General features: G+C 48.7%; 12 protein-coding genes, 2 tRNA genes, 3 rRNA genes and 4 pseudogenes. 7 read left to right on the plus strand and 14 right to left on the minus strand.

The genetic code is table 11. The features are described from left to right. Positions 1 to 49 precede the first annotated feature (49 nt). Positions 50 to 304, minus strand: a pseudogene (locus MON37_RS08855) (YoaK family protein); the annotation flags it as partial. 260 nt (positions 305 to 564) lie between these two features. Next, on the minus strand, positions 565 to 1,563 hold the full coding sequence (gene ilvE, locus MON37_RS08860; RefSeq protein ID WP_003765854.1) for a branched-chain-amino-acid transaminase: 999 nt from the start codon (positions 1,561 to 1,563) through the stop codon (positions 565 to 567). Positions 1,564 to 1,951: 388 nt separating this feature from the next. Between ilvE and MON37_RS08865 the strand changes: the two genes are divergently transcribed. The 3 genes from MON37_RS08865 (at position 1,952) to MON37_RS08875 (ending at position 7,212) form a co-directional block, all read left to right on the plus strand. Beyond that, positions 1,952 to 2,296: a LapA family protein gene (locus tag MON37_RS08865; RefSeq protein WP_039410765.1), complete on the plus strand. Its 345-nt coding sequence runs from the start codon at positions 1,952 to 1,954 to the stop codon at positions 2,294 to 2,296. A 12-nt stretch (positions 2,297 to 2,308) separates the two neighbouring features. Then, entirely contained in the window at positions 2,309 to 3,478 is a 1,170-nt protein-coding gene (gene lapB, locus MON37_RS08870) for a lipopolysaccharide assembly protein LapB (RefSeq protein ID WP_039410768.1), read from the plus strand. Between the two features lie 815 nt (positions 3,479 to 4,293). Further along, entirely contained in the window at positions 4,294 to 7,212 is a 2,919-nt protein-coding gene (locus MON37_RS08875) for a right-handed parallel beta-helix repeat-containing protein (protein ID WP_242883613.1), read from the plus strand. A 59-nt stretch (positions 7,213 to 7,271) separates the two neighbouring features. Here the strand turns inward: MON37_RS08875 and MON37_RS08880 are convergent, their stop codons facing one another. Continuing rightward, positions 7,272 to 8,066 carry a thymidylate synthase gene (locus MON37_RS08880; protein ID WP_039410185.1) on the minus strand — a complete coding sequence of 265 codons (795 nt, stop codon included), beginning with the start codon at positions 8,064 to 8,066 and terminating at the stop codon, positions 7,272 to 7,274. Positions 8,067 to 8,192: 126 nt separating this feature from the next. Here MON37_RS08880 and MON37_RS08885 point away from each other — a divergent pair. Further along, positions 8,193 to 8,333: pseudogene (locus tag MON37_RS08885) on the plus strand (IS5/IS1182 family transposase); the annotation flags it as partial. Between the two features lie 39 nt (positions 8,334 to 8,372). After that, a protein-coding gene (locus tag MON37_RS08890; RefSeq protein ID WP_234403659.1) for an IS5 family transposase occupies positions 8,373 to 9,165 on the plus strand; the annotation gives its coding sequence in 2 pieces (ribosomal slippage) (positions 8,373 to 8,636 and positions 8,638 to 9,165; 792 coding nt in all). A 6-nt stretch (positions 9,166 to 9,171) separates the two neighbouring features. Here MON37_RS08890 and MON37_RS08895 read toward each other — a convergent pair. Further along, positions 9,172 to 9,312 (minus strand): annotated as a pseudogene (locus tag MON37_RS08895) (IS5/IS1182 family transposase); the annotation flags it as partial. A gap of 48 nt (positions 9,313 to 9,360) precedes the next feature. Here MON37_RS08895 and MON37_RS08900 point away from each other — a divergent pair. Next, positions 9,361 to 9,975 (plus strand): annotated as a pseudogene (locus tag MON37_RS08900) (IS5 family transposase); the annotation flags it as partial. Between the two features lie 64 nt (positions 9,976 to 10,039). Here the strand turns inward: MON37_RS08900 and ribD are convergent. From ribD to MON37_RS08940, 8 genes are all read right to left on the minus strand, one after another. Beyond that, entirely contained in the window at positions 10,040 to 11,137 is a 1,098-nt protein-coding gene (ribD, locus tag MON37_RS08905) for a bifunctional diaminohydroxyphosphoribosylaminopyrimidine deaminase/5-amino-6-(5-phosphoribosylamino)uracil reductase RibD (RefSeq protein ID WP_039410441.1), read from the minus strand. A 70-nt stretch (positions 11,138 to 11,207) separates the two neighbouring features. Next, a complete protein-coding gene (locus MON37_RS08910) occupies positions 11,208 to 11,738 on the minus strand; it encodes a hypothetical protein (protein ID WP_242883616.1) in 531 nt (176 codons plus the stop codon). Positions 11,739 to 11,778: 40 nt separating this feature from the next. After that, positions 11,779 to 12,240 carry a transcriptional regulator NrdR gene (gene nrdR, locus MON37_RS08915; RefSeq protein ID WP_003776195.1) on the minus strand — a complete coding sequence of 154 codons (462 nt, stop codon included), beginning with the start codon at positions 12,238 to 12,240 and terminating at the stop codon, positions 11,779 to 11,781. A 942-nt stretch (positions 12,241 to 13,182) separates the two neighbouring features. Beyond that, positions 13,183 to 13,296, minus strand: a 5S ribosomal RNA gene (rrf, locus tag MON37_RS08920). A 93-nt stretch (positions 13,297 to 13,389) separates the two neighbouring features. Then, positions 13,390 to 16,281: ribosomal RNA gene (locus MON37_RS08925) — 23S ribosomal RNA — on the minus strand. Between the two features lie 430 nt (positions 16,282 to 16,711). Beyond that, positions 16,712 to 16,787: transfer RNA gene (locus MON37_RS08930), tRNA-Ala, on the minus strand. Positions 16,788 to 16,792: 5 nt separating this feature from the next. Next, positions 16,793 to 16,869: transfer RNA gene (locus MON37_RS08935), tRNA-Ile, on the minus strand. A 101-nt stretch (positions 16,870 to 16,970) separates the two neighbouring features. Beyond that, positions 16,971 to 18,511 (minus strand): 16S ribosomal RNA (locus MON37_RS08940). The 16S, 23S and 5S rRNA genes sit together here with 2 tRNA genes alongside, the layout of an rRNA operon. A gap of 666 nt (positions 18,512 to 19,177) precedes the next feature. On the opposite strand from MON37_RS08940, the gene coaBC reads away from it, so the two are divergent. Beyond that, entirely contained in the window at positions 19,178 to 20,362 is a 1,185-nt protein-coding gene (coaBC, locus tag MON37_RS08945) for a bifunctional phosphopantothenoylcysteine decarboxylase/phosphopantothenate--cysteine ligase CoaBC (RefSeq protein ID WP_039409804.1), read from the plus strand. A gap of 186 nt (positions 20,363 to 20,548) precedes the next feature. On the opposite strand, the gene nqrF is transcribed toward coaBC, so the two are convergent. Together nqrF and nqrE are read right to left on the minus strand one after the other, a co-directional pair. Further along, complete coding sequence (gene nqrF, locus MON37_RS08950) at positions 20,549 to 21,766, minus strand: NADH:ubiquinone reductase (Na(+)-transporting) subunit F (protein ID WP_003770038.1); 1,218 nt, start codon at positions 21,764 to 21,766, stop codon at positions 20,549 to 20,551. Between the two features lie 13 nt (positions 21,767 to 21,779). Further along, positions 21,780 to 22,373, minus strand: coding sequence for an NADH:ubiquinone reductase (Na(+)-transporting) subunit E (gene nqrE / locus MON37_RS08955; RefSeq protein WP_003741087.1), 594 nt, complete (start codon positions 22,371 to 22,373; stop codon positions 21,780 to 21,782). Position 22,374 lies beyond the last annotated feature (1 nt).

The following is a 22,374-nucleotide window of genomic DNA, read 5'->3' on the forward strand; positions in this document are numbered from 1 at the left end:
GGTTAGACCTTCAAAGTTGAGTATTGTACTATTTTGTTTTTAATTGATTATAAACAGCGTCCGCCAGCAGCGACATCGAGCCGGTAACGTGCGACGTATAACGTGAAAACGCAAAGAAACCGCCCGCATTGATCGCACCCGCCAACATCGCCATGATGTAACCCAGCCTGCGGAAGCGCGCATCGGAAATATGGTGTTCGTGCAGATACGGCCTGTCTGCCTGCCAAAACGGTGGGGCATGCCGCCGCTTGTCATGCGGCCTAATCTGCTTATCGCGTCGTAAGTGTATTTGCGGTTCTTCCATGCAACGTTATCCCTTTTGCAATGATGGATGCAAGGCAAGTAAACACCTTTCCGATTAAAATTAATCCATCATCCGAACAGTATGTTCAGACGACCCCGCCATCAAAAATCTACAATATTAAGGTGTTGTACCTACCACCGATGAAAAATGACGGCAGGCAGGAATTTTTCTATTTCCATTAGCCATAAAAAAGGTTGTCTGAAAAGCATTTTATCCTTTTCAGACAACCTTTCCACCGATTGCATCAATACAAAATCAAATCAGCACACTTCAACCAACCAGCCATGTTTGTCTTCCGCCAAACCGTATTGGATGTCGGTCAAGGCTTTACGCAAAGCGTAGCCGCGTTCTTGGCTCTTCACTTCGATTTCTTTGCCGTCGATGACAAAAGAGGTTACGGGCGAGATGACGGCGGCAGTGCCGGTCAGAATTGCTTCCGCGCCCTCTTCGACTGCGGCTTTGAGTTCGTCCACGGTGAAGTTGCGTTCGCTGACGGTGTAGCCCAAGTCTTTGGCGACGGTCAGCACAGAATCACGGGTTACGCCGTGGAGGAATTCGTCGGTCAACGGTTTGGTGATGATTTCGTTGCCTTTAATCAGGATAAAGTTGGACGCGCCGGTTTCCTGTACGTCGCCGTTCGGGCAGAACAGGACTTGATTTGCACCATGTTCAGCTTTTGCCTTCAGTACCCAAGGCATGGCGGAGGCGTAGTTGCCGCCGCATTTGACGCGGCCCATGTGCGGTGCGCAGCGGATGTGCTCGGTTTCAACCAAAATTTTCACGGGCGAACCGGCTTTGAAATAATCGCCGACCGGAGACGCGAGGATATAGAGTAGCGCGGTTTCGGACGGTGAACCGGCTTTGCCGATAACGGGGTCGGTACCGATGAGCGTCGGACGCAGATACAGCGCGGCAGGCGCATCGGGAATTTCGTCGGCGGCGCGTTTGACCAATTCGATCAGGGCATTCAGATAGGCTTCGGTTTCGGGGCGCGGCAGGTGCAAAATGTCTGCGCTTTGCTGCATACGGGCGATGTTTGCCGTCGGGCGGAACAAGACGATTTTGCCGTTTGCCTGACGGAAGGCTTTTAAGCCTTCAAAGCATTCGCTGCCGTAATGCAGGGCGTGCGCGCCGGGCGCGAGGGTGAGGTCTGAGGAAGTTTGCCATTCGGTCGGCTGCCATTTGCCGTCCTTGTGGGCGATAACGGGCATTTGGGCGTGGAAGACGCTGCCGAACACGGCGGGTACGGGTCTGCTCATGGTGATTGCCTTTCTTATTCTGTTTGGTTCTGTTTAGATATTAAAAGTTGAAAGATACGCCTGTACGGATGGTTTTGACAAGTCCGAATACTTGTTTCGCAAACAGCTTTCGCCCAAGCCCTTGCCTGATAACGAAATACGGAAAACCATCCATTCCGATACGCATACGAATTGTCCGCAATCATGCCTACCGTGTACTACATATATATAATGAAGCCTAAGGTCGTCTGAAAACTGCCGCACATCCTATCCGAAACAATCCAAATCGTTTAAACTAAGCCGCATCTGCGGCAAACGGATTCGGAAACGGAATCCCTATCGACCGCCCTACCGAATTTTCAGACGACCTTTTCAAAACTTTCCGACAGGCATACCGCCGGAGACATCCATGAAACTGATTTACACCATTATCAAAGTCATCATTTTATTATTGTTTTTACTGCTCGCCGTCATCAATACCGATAGCGTCGCCTTCCACTACCTGCCCGGTCAGAAAGCTGATTTACCGCTGATTGTCGTCCTCTTCGGCGCGTTTGTCATCGGCATCGTGTTCGGCATGTTTGCCCTGTTCGGCAGACTTTTGGCGCTTCGCAGCGAAAACAACCGCCTGCGTGCCGAAGTCAAAAAACACGCGCATTTGAGCGAAAAAGACCTTGCCGCCCCCGCTCCACAACAACCTGTACCTCAAACCACTGCTCCCGCCAACCAACCCGTACAAACGCCCAAGCCTTAAAGAAGGAATCACATGGACAACGAATTGTGGGTTATCCTCCTGCCCATTACCCTTTTGCCCGTCTTTTTCGCCATGGGCTGGTTTGCCGCCCGTATCGACATGAAAACCGTGTTGAAACAGGCGAAAAGCGTGCCTGCCGGCTTTTACAAAAGTCTGGACGCATTGGTTGACCGCAACAGCGGCCGTGCCGCCCGCGAACTGGCGGAAGTCATCGACCAGCAGCCGCAGTCTTACGACCTCAATCTGACCTTGGGCAAACTCTACCGTCAGCGCGGCGAAAACGACAAAGCCATCAATATGCACCAAGCCCTGCTCGACTCGCCCGATACCGTCAACGAAAAACGCGCGCGGGTATTGTTCGAACTCGCGCAAAACTACCAAAGCGCAGGCTTGGTTGACCGCGCCGAACAAATCTTCATCGGCTTGCAGGAAGGCAACATGGCGCGTGAAGCCCGTCAGCACCTGCTCAGCATCTACCAGCAAGACCGCGACTGGGAAAAAGCCATCGAAACCGCGCAACTCCTCAGCCACGACGAGCAGACCTACCAATTTGAAATTGCACAGTTTTATTGCGAACTCGCCCAAACCGCGCTGTTCAAATCCAATCTTGACGCCGCCCGTTACAACGTCCAAAAAGCTTTGGATGCCAACAAAAAATGCGCCCGCGCCAACATGATTTTGGGCGACATCGAAACCAAACAGGGCAATTTCCCTGCCGCTGTCGAGGCATACGGCGCCATCGAGCAGCAAAATCATGCCTACCTAAGCATGGTCGGCGAAAAACTCTACGAAGCCTACGCCGCACAAGGCAAACAGGAAGAAGGGCTGAACCGGCTTATCGGCTATATGCAGACCTTTCCCGATTTAGACCTTATCAACGTTATCTACGAAAAAGCCCTGCTGCTCAAAGGCGAAAGCGAAGCCGCCCAACTCGCCGTCGAACTCGTGCGCCAAAAACCCGACCTCAACGGCGTATACCGCCTGCTCGGTTTGAAAATCAGCGACATGAATCCCGCATGGAAAGCCGACGCCGACATGATGCGCTCCGTCATCGGCCGCCAACTCCAACGCAGCGTCATGTACCGCTGCCGCAACTGCCACTTCAAATCCCAAGTCTTCTTCTGGCACTGCCCTGCCTGCAACAAATGGGAAACCTTCACGCCCAATAAAATCGAAGTGTGAAGCAAACCAACAAAAAGGTCGTCTGAAAAAAGTTTCAGACGACCTTTTTTTCACAAACAAACGGTAGTTTATCTTGCCAAGCGGTACAAAAAACAACAGTTTTTTCAAAAAAATCTACTTTCTCAAATTAATTACTAAATATAATTAGTAATATTTTCAATATATTAAATTTCCAACCTAAATATTTCATTATGAATTTATCATTTTCTTATTTGTCATGCTAGAATTACTCTCAATTACTCATTTCGAATATTAGCTCACTTCCCCAGTCAAAAAGGAACATTTATTTTGGTTACAGTGAACTAATAAACAATCTCGCAATCTTACTTAATCTAGGTTAAATTACCTAAATAACCCAAAATACAGTACAGATAACGTGAATGAATGAAATGATAAGAGGTTCGACCGTCTAGATATGCAACAAACAATCAAAACGGCCGGAGTCCGAACCATAAAAGGTTTTCCTTATTCTCTAAGGCAACACACCATCAGAAAAACGAATAGATACGGCCCGCCCGATTGAAGATAACAACCTTTAAATCGGTTTTTAGTCGAAAACTTCTGCCGCAAGCAGTATTTTTCTTACACAGGGAAACTCCTCTATTTGATAAAAGGAACACCATATCGTTACATTGCTACGGGTATGAATCCGTAATGTTCAAACATGGGAAATACAAATTATGTCAAAACAAACTCTGTCTGCACTCGCTAATCATGGGCAAACTACCATCCACACATCTCCTGCGATCTCAAACACAACAGGACAAGGGCAAACGACTTCTTCTACACTAAACGCTTTGATTTTCGAACACTCAATGGGTGGAATAAATATCGCTACCGCCCTACCGAAGCAAACTTATGGCAAAACCAACATTACCGATACCTCAAATATGCAGCCAACCAAGTTTTCTATGAATAAAGCCAAACTGACGCCTTTCGAAACCCAGTTGCTTGCCCAAGCCAAAGCTGCTGCCGAGAAAAAAGCAGAACAAGAAAGAGCTGAAGCAGCACATAAAGCAGCCATAGCCGCAGCCGAGAAAAAAGCCGCAGCCGAAAAAAAAGCCGCTCAGGAAAGAGCCGAAATTGCGCATAAGATTGCCATGGCCGAAGCCGAGAAAAAAGCCGCGGCCGAGAAAAAAGCCGCTCAGGAAAGAGCCGAAATTGCGCATAAGATTGCCATGGCCGAAGCCGAGAAAAAAGCCGCGGCCGAGAAAAAAGCTGCTCAGGAAAGAGCCGAAATTGCGCACAAGATTGCCATGGCCGCAGCCGAGAAAAAAGCCGCCGCCGAGAAAAAAGCCGCTCAGGAAAGAGCCGAAATTGCGCATAAGATTGCCATGGCCGCAGCCGAGAAAAAAGCCGCCGCCGAGAAAAAGGCCGCTCAGGAAAGAGCTGAAGCCGAGCGCAAAGCAGCCCGAGAAAAAGCTGAAGCCGAACGTGTAGCTTTGGAACAAAAACGAGAAATCGATCGTAAAGCAGCCATCATCAGTGCTCGCGAAAAGGCAGAAGCGGCCCGTAAAGCTGCTGATGCTGCTGCAAAAGCCGAGCTGGCAGAAAAAAACCGCGCAGAACAAATCAAACATTCGGAAAATAAACTGGGCAATCATTCTTCAAACGAAGAAGAAATGAGCAAACCTGCAAAAAATACCGGCTCTAAAACAGACAACCCATCATCCGATAAATCCCATGTCGGCAAGAGTACGCTGCCGGCACAAGACAACACCGGCAAAGTAACCGACCTTTCCGATGACAACAATAATGCAACACAACACCAAAACAACAAAAATGTTTCTCCTACGCAACCTGCTGCTGAAAAAGGAACGACTGCGACTGCCCATATCCATAATCCTGCCGAAGGCAAACAATCGGAATCCGGCGACTATAAAGTATATGAATCCAAACAATATGGTCGCTACATTAATGTAAATGATTTCGGTGCGGATCCTACAGGTAAAAAAGACAGTCTGGCTGCCATCAAAGCTGCACTCGAAGCCGCCCACAAAGAAAAAGCCATGCTGTTTATGGACGGTACTTATTACATTTCTGATCAAATCGTTATCGACAATAATACCTCCGGCGTTAAAGGCATCTTCGGTTCGGGTATGGGTAAAACCCAGATTAACTTCGACAAAGCCCAAGTCGGCATATTCAATTCCAACACCAACCACGACGATGTTCGTGCCTTTGCAGGTATCTTGGTGGATGGTCAAAATGGTAAAACGATTGCCGACCTATCGGTTCGATATACCAATGCTGACTTCTACCGGAAAGATTTAAGCTACTTCGGTAAAGTAAACGGTATTTTAGTCAACGATGCAGACAACACCCTGATCAGCAAAGTGGAAGTATCCGGTGCAAACCGTGCAGGCGTAACCTTTACCTCTACCGCCGCACTCATGCGTGAAGCCGGCTATAAACTGTCTTATAAAGATCGCGTTGCCAACGGTTCCATCGACGACAAATACGATTCACTGCCTTTAGGTGAAAACAACCGTATTATTGATTCCAAGCTGCACCACAACCGCGTTGCCGGTGCTCTGGTTTCCTATCAGAAGAATTTCCTTGGAGAAGGCAATCTCTTATCTTGGAACGGACACCAAGATGATGGCGGTACCGGCTATGGTATGGCTGCCGCTGCAGGTAGCTACAACTACGGGATTACCTACCGTAAAAACACAACAGATCACAACTATCGGAAAGGTTTGGATGTACATGACGGCACAAACGTCTTGATTGAAAACAACACATTAAATGGCGACCGCCTGTACGGGATTGCCGTCTATAACCGCCAATTCTCGCTGGACAACGTCAAAATATCCGGTAATGTCATTACACAGGACACTTCGTTCCGTCTTGCCGTCGATGACACCCCGGGATACGACTACCATATGTATTCAGGTATCCAAGTACAGACCAATACGCAACGCCGGGACTTACACAGTAAAGATAAAGGCTATTTTGACATCAGCAACAACACAATCAATAACTTGGAGGTCTATAAAGACAATATCCAAACCTACGGTATCGAATTCCGTAACCATGAACAAAAAATGGATTACACACTAAACATTACCGGTAACAAAATCAGTGGCGAATCCACCAAATACCTGATGGCGGTTATCAATGATACCTACGCCCCGCAAACTCATGAAAAAGGTATCGGTATCAGCACCATCAACATCAGTGATAATGTTGCTGATATTGGCAAAATAAAGAGCGGAGCTGTTCCTTTCTATATTGAAGAACATCACTCCGACGTACCGATGCATGGCTCGGTTACGCTAAACAACAACGCCGTTACCGTTCGTGAAGAATCCGGCGGTTATGCTGAATTTGCCTTTATGCGTACAAATGCCAAGGAATATAACGTTACCAATAATACCCTGTCGCTACACGGACACCTGGATAACGGTATCGTTGAAGTCCGCAGTACCGGGGATGGTAAGGTTAATGCTAATTTAAATATGGCAAATAATACCTTGGTAACCGACATCAAAGGCCAAATCTACAAAACCTGGCTGCGTTATGAATCGGATATTGATGTTTATGCCAACTCCAACACCCATAACGGCGATACGCTTGATAATGTCAATACCAAAGGCAGCAACGTCAGCATGTCTGATGTATTAGTCAGCGTCAGCAAAAACATCAACACCATCCAAGATGCCGTCTATTCCTACCAGCATAAAACCTTACCAGTAACAGAAGACCACGTGCACACCAACGGCATCCTATAAACCCGCCGTAATCAAAAGGTCGTCTGAAATTTCAGACGACCTTTTAGCTATTTTCCATCCTACACCGCCACGGCGGCCTTGATGTGCGGATGCGGGTCGTAACCTTCCAACTCGAAATCTTCAAACTTAAATGCAAACAAGTCTTTGACTTCCGGATTGATTTTCATCACCGGCAGCGTGCGGGTGTCGCGACTCAATTGCAGTTTTGCCTGTTCGAAATGGTTGCTGTACAGATGCGCATCGCCCAAAGTATGGATAAATTCACCCGCCCCTAACCCGCAGACTTGGGCAATCATCATGGTCAACAGCGCGTAACTGGCAATGTTGAACGGTACGCCGAGGAAAATGTCCGCGCTGCGTTGGTAAAGCTGGCAGGACAATTTACCGTTGGCAACGTAAAACTGAAACAGCGCATGGCAAGGCGGCAATGCCATTTCGTCTACCAACGCGGGATTCCATGCCGACACAATCAGGCGGCGGGAATCAGGGTTTTTCTTGATTTGTTCCACCACATTGGCAATTTGGTCGATATGGCGACCGTCGGGGGCAGGCCAACTGCGCCATTGGTAGCCGTACACAGGCCCCAAGTCGCCATTTTCGTCCGCCCATTCGTCCCAAATGGAAACATTATTATCTTTCAAATATTTGATGTTGGTATCGCCTTTGAGAAACCAAAGCAGCTCATGGATAATCGAGCGCAAGTGCAGCTTTTTGGTAGTCAGCAGCGGAAAGCCTTGACTCAAATCGAAGCGCATTTGATAACCAAACACCGAACGAGTGCCTGTACCGGTACGGTCGGATTTATCGGTACCGTTTTCGAGAACATGACGCATTAAATCAAGGTAGGCTTTCATTGGTGTCCTTTAAGGATGTATGTTATTCGAGAGATTATAGGGTGTATTGTATAGGATTCAACGGAACAGGAATACCAAGGTGTAAGAAATCACCGCGTTGTTTATACAACATTTAGGGGATTTTCCATGAGCACCTTCTTCCAGCAAACCGCACAAGGCATGATCGCCAAACACATCGACCGCTTCCCACTATTGAAGTTGGATCAGGTGATTGATTGGCAACCGATCGAACAATACCTGAACCGTCAAAGAACCCGTTACCTTAGAACGTGTTCATTGTCTCAGCCTCTGCTGTAAACTATCGGCATGAACAGAAAAACCTACCCAAGCGATATCAGTCGCGAGCAATTTGCGCCTCTCCTTCCCCTGCTGGAAAGTGCCCGTAAACGCACAGCGCCACGCCAGGTGGACTTGTACGATGTCTTTTGTGCCATTCTCTACCTGCAACGCACTGGCTGCTCCTGGCGCGCTTTGCCGGGCGACTTCCCCAAATGGCGCACCGTGCATTCCTACTTCCAGAGATGGACCGAACCACGCGAGAGTGGCATCAGCATCCTTGAGGAAGCATTAAAAAAATCAGGTAGTTGCGGAGCACCGCAAGCAGGGGCGCCATGAAGCAACTACTTTCCTGATTATTGATGCGCAGAGTGTGAAGAACACGGATACCGCCATGGAAAAAGGCTACGATGCGGGCAAGAAGGTTAGCGGTATCAAGCGACATATAGCGGTTGACACGCAAGGTTTGCCGCATGCCCTTGCGGTAACGACGGCGGATGTTACGGATAGAAAAGGCTGCCTGGTGGCATTGGAACGTGGGCGGGATAATCTTGGTGCGATACAAAAAATCCTTGCTGACGGTGGTTACACGGGTAAGGCATTTGCTTCGTCGGTACAGGAGTTGATTGGTGCGGAGGTAGAGATTGCCAAACGAAACGAATTGCACCGTTTTGCAGTATTGCCGAAGCGATGGGTAGTAGAGCGCAGCTTTTCCTGGTTGGAAAAGAACAGGCGGCTTTGGAAAAACTGCGAGCGTAAGTTGAGTACCAGTCTGCAAATGGTAGCTTTGGCTTTCTTGGGAGTCCTGCTACGAAGACTATGAACACGCTCTAAGGTAACGGGTTCTTTGACGATTCAGGTATTGTTCGATCGGTTGCCAATCAATCACCTGATCCAACTTCAATAATGGGAAGCGGTCGATGTGTTTGGCGATCATGGCTTGTGCGGTTTGTTGGAAGAAGGTGCTCATGGGAAATCCCCTAAATGTCTTGATGGGAATTTAGGGGATTTTGGGGAATTTTGCAAAGGTCTCGAACTGGGCATCCCCGATTACAGCACCTTATGCCGCTACCGCAACCGGCTGGCGCAAGACGACACCCTGTCCGAATTGCTGGAACTGATTAACCGACAACTGGCCGAAAAAAACCTAAAATTAGAGAAGGCATCCGCCGCCGTCGTTGACGCCACCATTATTCAGACCGCCGGCAGCAAACAGCGTCAGGCCATAGAAGTCGATGAAGAAGGACAAGTCAGCGGCCAAACCACACCGAGTAAGGACAAAGATGCCCGCTGGACAAAGAAAAACGGCCTCTACAAACTCGGTTACAAACAACATACCCGTACCGATGAGGAAGGCTATATCGAGAAACTGCACATCACCCCCGCCAATACCCATGAGTGCAACCATCTGTCGCCTTTGTTGGAAGGCATTGCCGAAGGCACGACCGTCTATGCCGACAAAGGCTATAACAGCAAGGAAAACCGGCAACATCTGAAAGAGCATCGGTTGTCAGACGGCATTATGCGCAAAGCCTGCCGCAACCGTCCGCTGACGGAAGCGCAAACCAAACGCAACCGATATTTGTCGAAGACCCGTTATGTGGTCGAACAAAGCTTCGGTACGCTGCACCGTTAATCAAGACCGTCTGAAAACCCAAAATCAATTTTCAGACGACCTTTCTTGTTTATGGAGCAGCCTATTTTTTACGCAAAACCCATTTTACGTCCTGCCCGATCAGCTCTACCGAACGGCTTTCCCACTCGCCTTCCGAAGCCAAAACGGCGGGGTTGGCGGAGAGGGTGAGCAGGCTTCTGCCTTCGCCTAAGATTTTCGGCGCTTGGTACAACACGATTTCGTCTGCCAAGCCTGCTTCGATAAAGGCGGAGGTCAGCGTCGCACCCGCTTCGACCATAATTTCGCCGTAGCCCAGTTCTGCCAACCGGGGCAGCAGTGCGGCAAGGTCTATACGTCCGTCAGCGTTTTCGGACGACCTCAAGATGCGGATATGATTGAACGCGCGGTATGGTTTGAGGCATTCTTCATCATCAACGGCGGTTACGATGATGGTGGGGCTGAGGTCGTCTGAAACCATGTGGCTGTTCAACGGCGTTTGCAGTTTGCTGTCCAACACGATGCGCGCAGGTTGGCGCAGGGTCGGGAAGGCGCGGACGTTGAGACGCGGGTTGTCGACAAGCACCGTGCCGATGCCGGTTAAGACGGCGCAGCTTTCCGCGCGTAAGGTTTGTACGTCCGCCCTTGCGGCTTCGCCGGTAATCCAGTAGCTGCGTCCGTCGGCGAGCGCGGTTTTGCCGTCCAAGCTGGCGGCGCATTTGACGCGGACAAACGGGCGGCCGCGTTCGATACGGGAAAGGAAGCCGCGGTTGAGTTCGCGCGCTTCGGTTTCCAGCAAACCGCTTTCGGTGCGGATGCCTGCGGCTTCGAGCATTGCCAAACCTTTGCCTGCCACCAGAGGATTGGGATCGGTCATGGCGGCGACCACACGCGATACGCCCGAGCCGATTAGGGCTTCGGCGCAGGGCGGCGTATGGCCGTAATGGCTACACGGTTCGAGCGTCACATAAGCCGTCGCCCCGCGCGCCATTTCGCCCGCCTGCCGCAGCGCATGCACTTCGGCGTGCGGTTCGCCTGTTTTGACATGAAATCCCTGTCCGACGATTTGGTTGCCGTGTGCAATCACGCAGCCGACGCGCGGGTTGGGGGAAGTGGAAAAACGCCCGAGCCGCGCAAGGGCAAGGGCGTTTTGCATCATTTGGGTATCAATACAATCAAACATAACTTAGGTTTCTTAAAGTTTTCCGTTTTCAGACGACCTTTTCTTTCGCCGTATTCCGTTCGTCAAAGCATTAACGCGACAAGCTCAATTCTTTCAATACTTCCGACAATTCCTTCTGACCCACGTGATGGCTGTACGCGCAAACGGTATAAATATTGGTTTCGTGAATGGCGATGCAGTATTGGTTGAACGTACCTTGCCGGTCTTCGCGGTCGGTTTGGTAATTCATGCGGTTGTCGGTGGCGATGCCGACGCGGACATTTTGAGTCTCGTCCGATTGCAGGGCGGTTTTGAGTTCGGCGAAATAGGTTTTGGCATCCGTTTGCGCCGGGCCGTTGTTCGCCGCATAAATAGTAATGCGCGCTTCAGGGTCGTGTTGGAGCAGAATCAGGTTGGAGGCGGGAACGTTTTTCGGATGGCGGGCAGAATCGGCGATGATGTCGGTGAAGTGGCTGTTGTGGACGGAGATGGAAATTTTGCCGTCCATGCTCGTCAGCGTTTGAACCGTATCGGAGGCGGCTTTCGACGCCGCATCGCCCTGTTCGGGGCTGCAGGCGACAAGGCAGAATAGGGCGGCGGCTACGGATAAAACTCTTTTCATAAACATCCTCTTCATCATCAACACACCGCTTTCAGACGACCTATTTCCCGTCGGTCTGCACCAGCGTGGCGATTGCCTGAGTAAACTCGGACACGTCGTTGAAACTTTTATACACGGAAGCAAAACGGACATAGGCGACCTGATCGATTTTTGCCAATTCCTCCATCGCCATTTCTCCCACCATGCGCGACGGCACTTCCTTGTTGCCCGACTGATACAGACGCTGCTCAATCAGCGCGACCGTTTCATCGATTTTTTCTTGGGCGATCGGGCGTTTGTGCAAAGCCCGCTCCAAACTGGTTCTCAGCTTGTGCGGATTAAACGCCACGCGCGTACCGTTGGATTTAATCACCTGCGGCATCCGCATTTCGACCGTTTCAAACGTACTGAACCGCTGCCCGCACTCCACGCAACGGCGGCGGCGGCGGATGCTGTTCGTCTCTTCCAAGAGCCGCGAATCAGTGACTTGAGTATTGGGATGCTGACAAAACGGACATTTCATAAGTTTTTGAATTTATTTGTTTGTGAAACGGAATTGTAGCCGATTGAGCTATTCCCGTATAGTCGGTGGGTTTATTATGGGTTGAAGGGGTCGTCTGAAAGCGGAAATTCGAGCTGCTAAATGAACTATAAACCCTATCGTTACTATCTTTTATACTACTGCCTCCTCCTTGATTGTTAAATGAAAATCTTGGGATTGAAGTAGAGTAGCTCTAAATAAGACAACAAAGCCTAAGGATTTTTAATCACCTTTCATTTTAGTATCTCATAGTGGAAACGAAATTTACATTTTTTCAAAAATAATTAGAAAAAGAATTCAAATCAACTCTGTTACATTTACATAAGACATGCTTTTACCTAATTTTAAAAGTTTTCAATACCTTTAGCTTACTATGATTTATCTTGAAATAGTAAAATCTATTGGTATCTAATACATCATAACTACTTTCACTATCAGCATAACTACGCTTCCAAACATAATTTTCGTTACAATAACAAAAATAAGCTTTCTCTTTTTGGAGTAGCTCACCATGCACACATAGATCGCACTAGCACACTTTAAGATCGCAGCGATTACTCCACCTTAAGCTACTACCACACTTTGTTTCCTTTTTGTCTTTGCCAAAGTAACTCATACACACCTTCATAGAATCCTAGAAAATCTAATCTGCGCCCACCAATTAAAGGTAGCTTATATCCTCTAATAACCGCTTTGTAAGTATCGTAAACCATCTTTTTTCACCTCGACATTTCAAGATAACCAAAACAATCATTTTTTGGCTCGCACTATATTTATTCACTTGAGATAATGCTTCACCGAATAGGATTCATTCAATTCTAGAATACCTTATAAGGAGCTATCTTCTATATGCATCATCTTCTCCAAACCTGTCAACGATACAAAGTAAAAGCCCCCGACATCTGTCGGGGGCTTAGAATAGGTGTTTGGCAGTGACCTACTTTCGCATGGAAGAACCACACTATCATCGGCGCTGAGTCGTTTCACGGTCCTGTTCGGGATGGGAAGGCGTGGGACCAACTCGCTATGGCCGCCAAACTTAAACTGTACAAATCGGCAAAGCCTTAATCAATATATTCGGTGATGACTGAATCAGTCAGTAAGCTTTTTATTTGAAGTTCTTCAAATGATAGAGTCAAGCCTCACGAGCAATTAGTATGGGTTAGCTTCACGCGTTACCGCGCTTCCACACCCCACCTATCAACGTCCTGGTCTCGAACGACTCTTTAGTGCGGTTAAACCGCAAGGGAAGTCTCATCTTCAGGCGAGTTTCGCGCTTAGATGCTTTCAGCGCTTATCTCTTCCGAACTTAGCTACCCGGCTATGCAACTGGCGTTACAACCGGTACACCAGAGGTTCGTCCACTCCGGTCCTCTCGTACTAGGAGCAGCCCCCGTCAAACTTCCAACGCCCACTGCAGATAGGGACCAAACTGTCTCACGACGTTTTAAACCCAGCTCACGTACCACTTTAAATGGCGAACAGCCATACCCTTGGGACCGACTACAGCCCCAGGATGTGATGAGCCGACATCGAGGTGCCAAACTCCGCCGTCGATATGAACTCTTGGGCGGAATCAGCCTGTTATCCCCGGAGTACCTTTTATCCGTTGAGCGATGGCCCTTCCATACAGAACCACCGGATCACTATGTCCTGCTTTCGCACCTGCTCGACTTGTCGGTCTCGCAGTTAAGCTACCTTTTGCCATTGCACTATCAGTCCGATTTCCGACCGGACCTAGGTAACCTTCGAACTCCTCCGTTACTCTTTGGGAGGAGACCGCCCCAGTCAAACTGCCTACCATGCACGGTCCCCGACCCGGATTACGGGTCTGGGTTAGAACCTCAAAGACACCAGGGTGGTATTTCAAGGACGGCTCCACAGAGACTGGCGTCTCTGCTTCTAAGCCTCCCACCTATCCTACACAAGTGACTTCAAAGTCCAATGCAAAGCTACAGTAAAGGTTCACGGGGTCTTTCCGTCTAGCAGCGGGTAGATTGCATCTTCACAACCACTTCAACTTCGCTGAGTCTCGGGAGGAGACAGTGTGGCCATCGTTACGCCATTCGTGCGGGTCGGAACTTACCCGACAAGGAATTTCGCTACCTTAGGACCGTTATAGTTACGGCCGCCGTTTACTGGGGCTTCGATCCGATGCTCTCACATCTTCAATTAACCTTCCAGCACCGGGCAGGCGTCACACCCTATACGTCCACTTTCGTGTTAGCAGAGTGCTGTGTTTTTAATAAACAGTCGCAGCCACCTATTCTCTGCGACCCTCCGAGGCTTACGGAGCAAGTCCTTAACCTTAGAGGGCATACCTTCTCCCGAAGTTACGGTATCAATTTGCCGAGTTCCTTCTCCCGAGTTCTCTCAAGCGCCTTAGAATTCTCATCCTGCCCACCTGTGTCGGTTTGCGGTACGGTTCGATTCAAACTGAAGCTTAGTGGCTTTTCCTGGAAGCGTGGTATCGGTTACTTCATGTCCGTAGACACTCGTCGTCACTTCTCGGTGTTAAGAAGACCCGGATTTGCCTAAGTCTTCCACCTACCGGCTTAAACAAGCTATTCCAACAGCTTGCTAACCTAACCTTCTCCGTCCCCACATCGCATTTGAATCAAGTACAGGAATATTAACCTGTTTCCCATCGACTACGCATTTCTGCCTCGCCTTAGGGGCCGACTCACCCTACGCCGATGAACGTTGCGTAGGAAACCTTGGGCTTTCGGCGAGCGGGCTTTTCACCCGCTTTATCGCTACTCATGTCAACATTCGCACTTCTGATACCTCCAGCACACTTTACAATGCACCTTCATCGGCCTACAGAACGCTCCCCTACCATGCCAGTAAACTGGCATCCGCAGCTTCGGTTATAGATTTGAGCCCCGTTACATCTTCCGCGCAGGACGACTCGACCAGTGAGCTATTACGCTTTCTTTAAATGATGGCTGCTTCTAAGCCAACATCCTGGCTGTCTGGGCCTTCCCACTTCGTTTACCACTTAATCTATCATTTGGGACCTTAGCTGGCGGTCTGGGTTGTTTCCCTCTTGACAACGGACGTTAGCACCCGCTGTCTGTCTCCCGAGGAACCACTTGATGGTATTCTTAGTTTGCCATGGGTTGGTAAGTTGCAATAACCCCCTAGCCATAACAGTGCTTTACCCCCATCAGTGTCTTGCTCGAGGCACTACCTAAATAGTTTTCGGGGAGAACCAGCTATCTCCGAGTTTGTTTAGCCTTTCACCCCTATCCACAGCTCATCCCCGCATTTTGCAACATGCGTGGGTTCGGTCCTCCAGTACCTGTTACGGCACCTTCAACCTGGCCATGGATAGATCACTCGGTTTCGGGTCTACACCCAGCAACTGTTCGCCCTATTAAGACTCGGTTTCCCTACGCCTCCCCTATTCGGTTAAGCTCGCTACTGAATGTAAGTCGTTGACCCATTATACAAAAGGTACGCAGTCACACCACATGGGTGCTCCCACTGTTTGTATGCATCAGGTTTCAGGTTCTATTTCACTCCCCTCCCGGGGTTCTTTTCGCCTTTCCCTCACGGTACTGGTTCACTATCGGTCGATGATGAGTATTTAGCCTTGGAGGATGGTCCCCCCATATTCAGACAGGATTTCACGTGTCCCGCCCTACTTTTCGTACGCTTAGTACCACTGTTGAGATTTCGAATACGGGACTATCACCCACTATGGTCAAGCTTCCCAGCTTGTTCTTCTATCTCGACAGTTATTACGTACAGGCTCCTCCGCGTTCGCTCGCCACTACTTGCGGAATCTCGGTTGATTTCTTTTCCTCCGGGTACTTAGATGGTTCAGTTCTCCGGGTTCGCTTCTCTAAGTCTATGTATTCAACTTAGGATACTGCACAGAATGCAGTGGGTTTCCCCATTCGGACACCGCGGGATCATAGCTTTATTGCCAGCTCCCCCACGCTTTTCGCAGGCTTACACGTCCTTCATCGCCTATCATCGCCAAGGCATCCACCTGATGCACTTATTCACTTGACTCTATCATTTCAAGAACTTCTCTGACTTTGCCTGATATTCCGTTGACTAGAACATCAAACTTGAATTTCCTACTCTGATAAAGCTTACTGCTTGTTGTGTCTTAATCCCGCCTTTTGTCTTTCGGGATTAAGTCGATACAATCATCACCCAAATACTGTACCTGTTTTTCTTTTCCTGTTCAGGAGACAACTGACCGTTTGCAATCGGTCAATCATCAAAAACAGACACATTGTCTTTGTTTGTTGATTTCGGCTTTCCAATTTGTTAAAGATCGATGCGTTCAATATTGCTATTTACTTCGCAAATCAAAATGAGCTGATTATTATAGCAGCCTTTCTTTTTCCGTCAAACTGATTCGTCAGCAGACTTCTCTTTAGAAAAAAAGAAAGCAGTTACACTGCCTTTTAACTCGCTTTGATTTGGAAAGTATTGGTGGAGGCAAACGGGATCGAACCGATGACCCCCTGCTTGCAAAGCAGGTGCTCTACCAACTGAGCTATGCCCCCGTTCTTGGTGGGTCTGGGAGGACTTGAACCTCCGACCCCACGCTTATCAAGCGTGTGCTCTAACCAGCTGAGCTACAAACCCGGATTCTCTTCTTAAGCGAATCTTGTCTTCACTCAAGCATTTTTCCGCATCTTCTACAGTTTACCGATAAGTGTGAATACGACAGCCTCTTCTTTCTCTAGAAAGGAGGTGATCCAGCCGCAGGTTCCCCTACGGCTACCTTGTTACGACTTCACCCCAGTCATGAAGCATACCGTGGTAAGCGGGCTCCTTGCGGTTACCCTACCTACTTCTGGTATCCCCCACTCCCATGGTGTGACGGGCGGTGTGTACAAGACCCGGGAACGTATTCACCGCAGTATGCTGACCTGCGATTACTAGCGATTCCGACTTCATGCACTCGAGTTGCAGAGTGCAATCCGGACTACGATCGGTTTTGTGAGATTGGCTCCACCTCGCGGCTTGGCTACCCTCTGTACCGACCATTGTATGACGTGTGAAGCCCTGGTCATAAGGGCCATGAGGACTTGACGTCATCCCCACCTTCCTCCGGCTTGTCACCGGCAGTCTCATTAGAGTGCCCAACTTAATGATGGCAACTAATGACAAGGGTTGCGCTCGTTGCGGGACTTAACCCAACATCTCACGACACGAGCTGACGACAGCCATGCAGCACCTGTGTTACGGCTCCCGAAGGCACTCCTCCGTCTCTGGAGGATTCCGTACATGTCAAGACCAGGTAAGGTTCTTCGCGTTGCATCGAATTAATCCACATCATCCACCGCTTGTGCGGGTCCCCGTCAATTCCTTTGAGTTTTAATCTTGCGACCGTACTCCCCAGGCGGTCGATTTCACGCGTTAGCTTCGCTACTAAGCAGTCATGCTGCCCAACAGCTAATCGACATCGTTTAGGGCGTGGACTACCAGGGTATCTAATCCTGTTTGCTACCCACGCTTTCGGGCATGAACGTCAGTGTTATCCCAGGAGGCTGCCTTCGCCATCGGTATTCCTCCACATCTCTACGCATTTCACTGCTACACGTGGAATTCTACCTCCCTCTGACACACTCTAGTCACCCAGTTCAGAACGCAGTTCCCAGGTTGAGCCCGGGGATTTCACATCCTGCTTAAGTAACCGTCTGCGCCCGCTTTACGCCCAGTAATTCCGATTAACGCTCGCACCCTACGTATTACCGCGGCTGCTGGCACGTAGTTAGCCGGTGCTTATTCTTCAGGTACCGTCATCAGACAGGGGTATTAACCCCGCCCTTTTCTTCCCTGACAAAAGTCCTTTACAACCCGAAGGCCTTCTTCAGACACGCGGCATGGCTGGATCAGGCTTTCGCCCATTGTCCAAAATTCCCCACTGCTGCCTCCCGTAGGAGTCTGGGCCGTGTCTCAGTCCCAGTGTGGCGGATCATCCTCTCAGACCCGCTACTGATCGTCGCCTTGGTAGGCCTTTACCCCACCAACTAGCTAATCAGATATCGGCCGCTCAAACAGCGCAAGGCCAAATGGTCCCCTGCTTTCTTCCTCAGAATATATGCGGTATTAGCTAATCTTTCGATTAGTTATCCCCCACTGCTCGGTACGTTCCGATATGTTACTCACCCGTTCGCCACTCGCCACCCAAGAAGCAAGCTTCTCTGTGCTGCCGTCCGACTTGCATGTGTAAAGCATGCCGCCAGCGTTCAATCTGAGCCAGGATCAAACTCTTATGTTCAATCTCTAACTTTTTAACTTCTGGTCTGCTTCAAAGAAACCAACAGGACAATGTCTAAAACATCATCTTGTCTGTCTTTCAAACAGTGTGAGGCTGTCGCACTCACACTTATCGGTAATCTGTTTTGTTAAAGAGCAAAAACGAATTATAAAGCATTTCATCTCGTTGTCAATCAAAACTTTTCTTAAAACCTCGAAAAATCAGACCAACTGTGATATACTTATCTGTTCGTTCAATCACCGCCAAAGCAGCGAAGAACCGAACTATACCCCTCCCCTCAAAAACCGTCAACCCCCAAATAACAAAAAATCCCACAAAACACTTCAACAAACTGAAATTCAACAGCTTTTATTTCAGATACTATTTCGGAACTTTCAAAACACCATCAATCCAAAATCCAAACAGCCCAAAACCATCCAATTCTCACAACTACAAACAGAAACTCAACTCCCAACACCTAATAACACCAAAGGTCGTCTGAAATCTCTTTCAGACGACCTTTGGTGTTCAATTTCGCATCATGTTTTACCAATCTTGCTCATTCAGAAAATATTTACCCTCCTGAATATTACATCACCTCGTTGACATATATAGATCTTCCTCAAAATTGCTTGTTTATTCTTTATCCATGTTAGTATAAACATATTTTGAACACGTATTTTAATCATGAGTAAACATATTCTGCTGGGTATTAGTGGCGGCATTGCCGCTTATAAGTCTTGCGAGTTGGTACGCTTGTTGAAAAAACAGGGGCATTCAGTCAGTGTGGTAATGAGCAAAGCATCAACCGAATTTATTTCACCACTGACTTTTCAGGCCTTAAGCGGAAATCCTGTTCTAACAGATACGCATGAAAATAGCTTAGGAAATGGCATGGCTCATATTAATTTAACACGTGAGGCAGATGCGTTGGTCATTGCACCGGCAACAGCCAATACGATTGCCAAAATTTCCCATGGCATTGCGGATAACCTCCTGGCTAATCTTGTTGCCGCACGGAAATGTCCTTTAGCAGTTGCTCCCGCCATGAATGTAGAGATGTGGAACAATCCTGCCAATCTACGCAATATCGAACAACTACGTTCAGACGGTATTACTGTCTTTCAGCCGGCATATGGCGAACAGGCCTGTGGGGAAATTGGACTTGGTCGAATGCTTGAAGCAGCTGATTTGGCTGATTTAATTTCCGACTTATGGACACCTAAAATCTTATTAGGCAAACGTATTTTAATCACAGCCGGAGCAACGTTTGAAGCCATCGACCCTGTACGCGGTATTACAAACATCTCTAGCGGACAGATGGGTACGGCTTTAGCACGGGCATGCAGGGCTGCAGGGGCTAAAGTAACTCTGATTTATGGGCAACTCCAAACTACTATTCCAACCGGGCTTTTTCATACAGAACAAGCCGTAAGTGCTGAAGAAATGTTCCGTGCTGTTCACAATCATATTACCAACCAAGATGTATTTATCTCCGTTGCAGCTGTTGCTGACTATAAGGTGAAAAATAGCAGTTCCCAAAAAATGAAAAAAGATGGTTCCGGTAAAGTTCCTATTATCGAATTAACGGAAAACCCTGATATTCTCGCTTCCATTGCTTCTTTACCTACCCCTCCCTTCTGTGTCGGGTTTGCCGCTGAAAGCGAACGCGTTCTAGAATATGCCAGAATCAAAAGAATCAGGAAAAATATCCCTATGCTGGTTGCAAATCAAATTTCCCAGTCAATGGGAAAAACGACTAATCAAATTACCATTATTGATGACGAAAATGAGATTTCATTCCCAGAAACAGATAAACGTCAAGCAGCAGATAACATTGTCCAACATCTTGCAGCTCGTCTGAATCGTTGATCATGAACAATATAGCAAAATAATTCTCAAAATAAGCAAGAACAATGCTATTTTTTTGAAAAGTCCAAAGGTCGTCTGAAAATTTTAACGAAACCCGTTTCCCTGTTTTCAGACGACCTTCATCTTTAATCTAAACAAAAAAAGGAAGAAAATGAGGTTTCTTCCTTCTTCGTTTAAGGTTAAATTTTAACCGCCGAAGTCATCCAAGAGGATGTTTTCATCTTCCACGCCCAAGTCTTTAAGCATTTTGATGACGGACTGGTTCATGATCGGCGGGCCGCACATGTAGAATTCGCAGTCTTCCGGTGCTTCATGGTTTTTCAGGTGGTTTTCGTAAACCACGTTGTGGATGAAGCCTGTGTAACCGTCCCAGTTGTCTTCAGGCAATGGGTCGGACAGGGCAACGTGCCATGTGAAGTTCGGGTACTCTGCCGCGAGTTGGTCGAAGTCTTCAACATAGAACATTTCACGTTTAGAACGGGCACCATACCAGAAGGTAATCTTACGTTTGGAGTTCAAACGTTTCAGCTGGTCGAAAATGTGGGAGCGCATCGGTGCCATACCTGCACCGCCGCCGATAAATACCATTTCCGCATCGGTGTCTTTGGCGAAGAATTCGCCGAACGGGCCGGAGATGGTTACTTTGTCGCCGGGTTTGAGCGACCAGATGTAAGACGACATTTGTCCCGGAGGCGCATCGGGTACGCGCGGAGGCGGCGTGGCGATACGCACGTTCAGCATGATGATGCCTTTTTCTTCAGGATATGAAGCCATGGAGTAAGCGCGCAAAATCGGCTCGTCCACTTTGGAAACGTATTGCCACAGATTGTATTTATCCCAGTCTTCGTGATATTCCTTAGGAATGTCGAAATCTTTGTAGGCAACGGTGTGCGGCGGGGCTTCGATTTGGATGTAGCCGCCGGCGCGGAATGGGACTTCTTCGCCTTCGGGAATGGCAAGCTTGAGTTCTTTAATGAACGTGGCTTTGTTGTCGTTGGAGATGACGGTGCATTCCCATTTTTTCACGCCGAACACTTCTTCGGGCACTTCGATGTCCATGTCGGTTTTGACGTTGACCTGACAAGACAGACGGCAGCCTTCGCGTGCTTCTCGTTTGCTGATGTGGGACAACTCGGTCGGCAGAATGTCGCCGCCACCGCTTTTCACGACAACGCGGCATTGTCCGCACGAACCGCCGCCACCGCAGGCGGAGGGAACGAAGATACCTTGGCTGGCAAGCGCGCCCAACAGTTTGCCGCCGGCGGGCATAGTCAGCTCTTTTTCATCATTGACTTTGATGGTGATGTCGCCCTCGCTCACCAGCTTGGATTTGGCAAACAGAATCATCAGTGCCAAAGCCAAGACGATGACGGTGAACATCACGATACCTAAAATAATTTCCATGCCGAATCCTTTCTTATAACTGGATGCCGGAGAACGACATAAACGCCATCGCCATCAGGCCGGCGGAGATGAAGGTGATACCCAGTCCTTTGAGGCCTTTGGGAGCGTCCGAATATTTCATTTTTTCGGTAATGCCCGCCAAAGCGACAATCGCCAACATCCAGCCCAAGCCCGCGCCGAAGCCGTACACGACGGATTCGCCGAAGTTGTATTCGCGTTGCGCCATAAACGAAACGGCACCGAAAATCGCGCAGTTTACGGTAATCAGCGGCAGGTAGATACCCAGCGCGTTATAGAGGGCTGGGAAGAATTTGTCCAAGAACATTTCCAAAATCTGCACCAAAGCCGCAATCACGCCGATGAAGGTGATGAATTTCAGGAAGGTCAAATCCACGCCTTCGACAATCGCGCCGTCTTTGAGCAACGAATAAACGAGCTGGTTGGCTGGGACGGACAGGCCGAGTACGAAGGTAACGGCAACGCCCAAGCCGAATGCGGTGGATACTTTTTTCGATACCGCCAAAAAAGTACACATGCCCAAGAAGAAGGACAGCGCCATGTTTTCAATGAAGACGGATTTCACAAAAAGGCTTAAATAGTGTTCCATG

This window comes from Morococcus cerebrosus (assembly GCF_022749515.1).
GTDB lineage: Bacteria > Pseudomonadota > Gammaproteobacteria > Burkholderiales > Neisseriaceae > Neisseria > Neisseria cerebrosa.

Bases quoted from the DNA above. Each gene is read 5' to 3' on its own strand.
- ilvE (WP_003765854.1), bottom strand. From the start codon at position 1,563: ATGAGCAGACCCGTACCCGCCGTGTTCGGCAGCGTCTTCCACGCCCAA.
- MON37_RS08865 (WP_039410765.1), top strand. From the start codon at position 1,952: ATGAAACTGATTTACACCATTATCAAAGTCATCATTTTATTATTGTTT.
- lapB (WP_039410768.1), top strand. From the start codon at position 2,309: ATGGACAACGAATTGTGGGTTATCCTCCTGCCCATTACCCTTTTGCCC.
- MON37_RS08875 (WP_242883613.1), top strand. From the start codon at position 4,294: ATGGGTGGAATAAATATCGCTACCGCCCTACCGAAGCAAACTTATGGC.
- MON37_RS08880 (WP_039410185.1), bottom strand. From the start codon at position 8,066: ATGAAAGCCTACCTTGATTTAATGCGTCATGTTCTCGAAAACGGTACC.
- ribD (WP_039410441.1), bottom strand. From the start codon at position 11,137: ATGTTTGATTGTATTGATACCCAAATGATGCAAAACGCCCTTGCCCTT.
- MON37_RS08910 (WP_242883616.1), bottom strand. From the start codon at position 11,738: ATGAAAAGAGTTTTATCCGTAGCCGCCGCCCTATTCTGCCTTGTCGCC.
- nrdR (WP_003776195.1), bottom strand. From the start codon at position 12,240: ATGAAATGTCCGTTTTGTCAGCATCCCAATACTCAAGTCACTGATTCG.
- coaBC (WP_039409804.1), top strand. From the start codon at position 19,178: ATGAGTAAACATATTCTGCTGGGTATTAGTGGCGGCATTGCCGCTTAT.
- nqrF (WP_003770038.1), bottom strand. From the start codon at position 21,766: ATGGAAATTATTTTAGGTATCGTGATGTTCACCGTCATCGTCTTGGCT.
- nqrE (WP_003741087.1), bottom strand. From the start codon at position 22,373: ATGGAACACTATTTAAGCCTTTTTGTGAAATCCGTCTTCATTGAAAAC.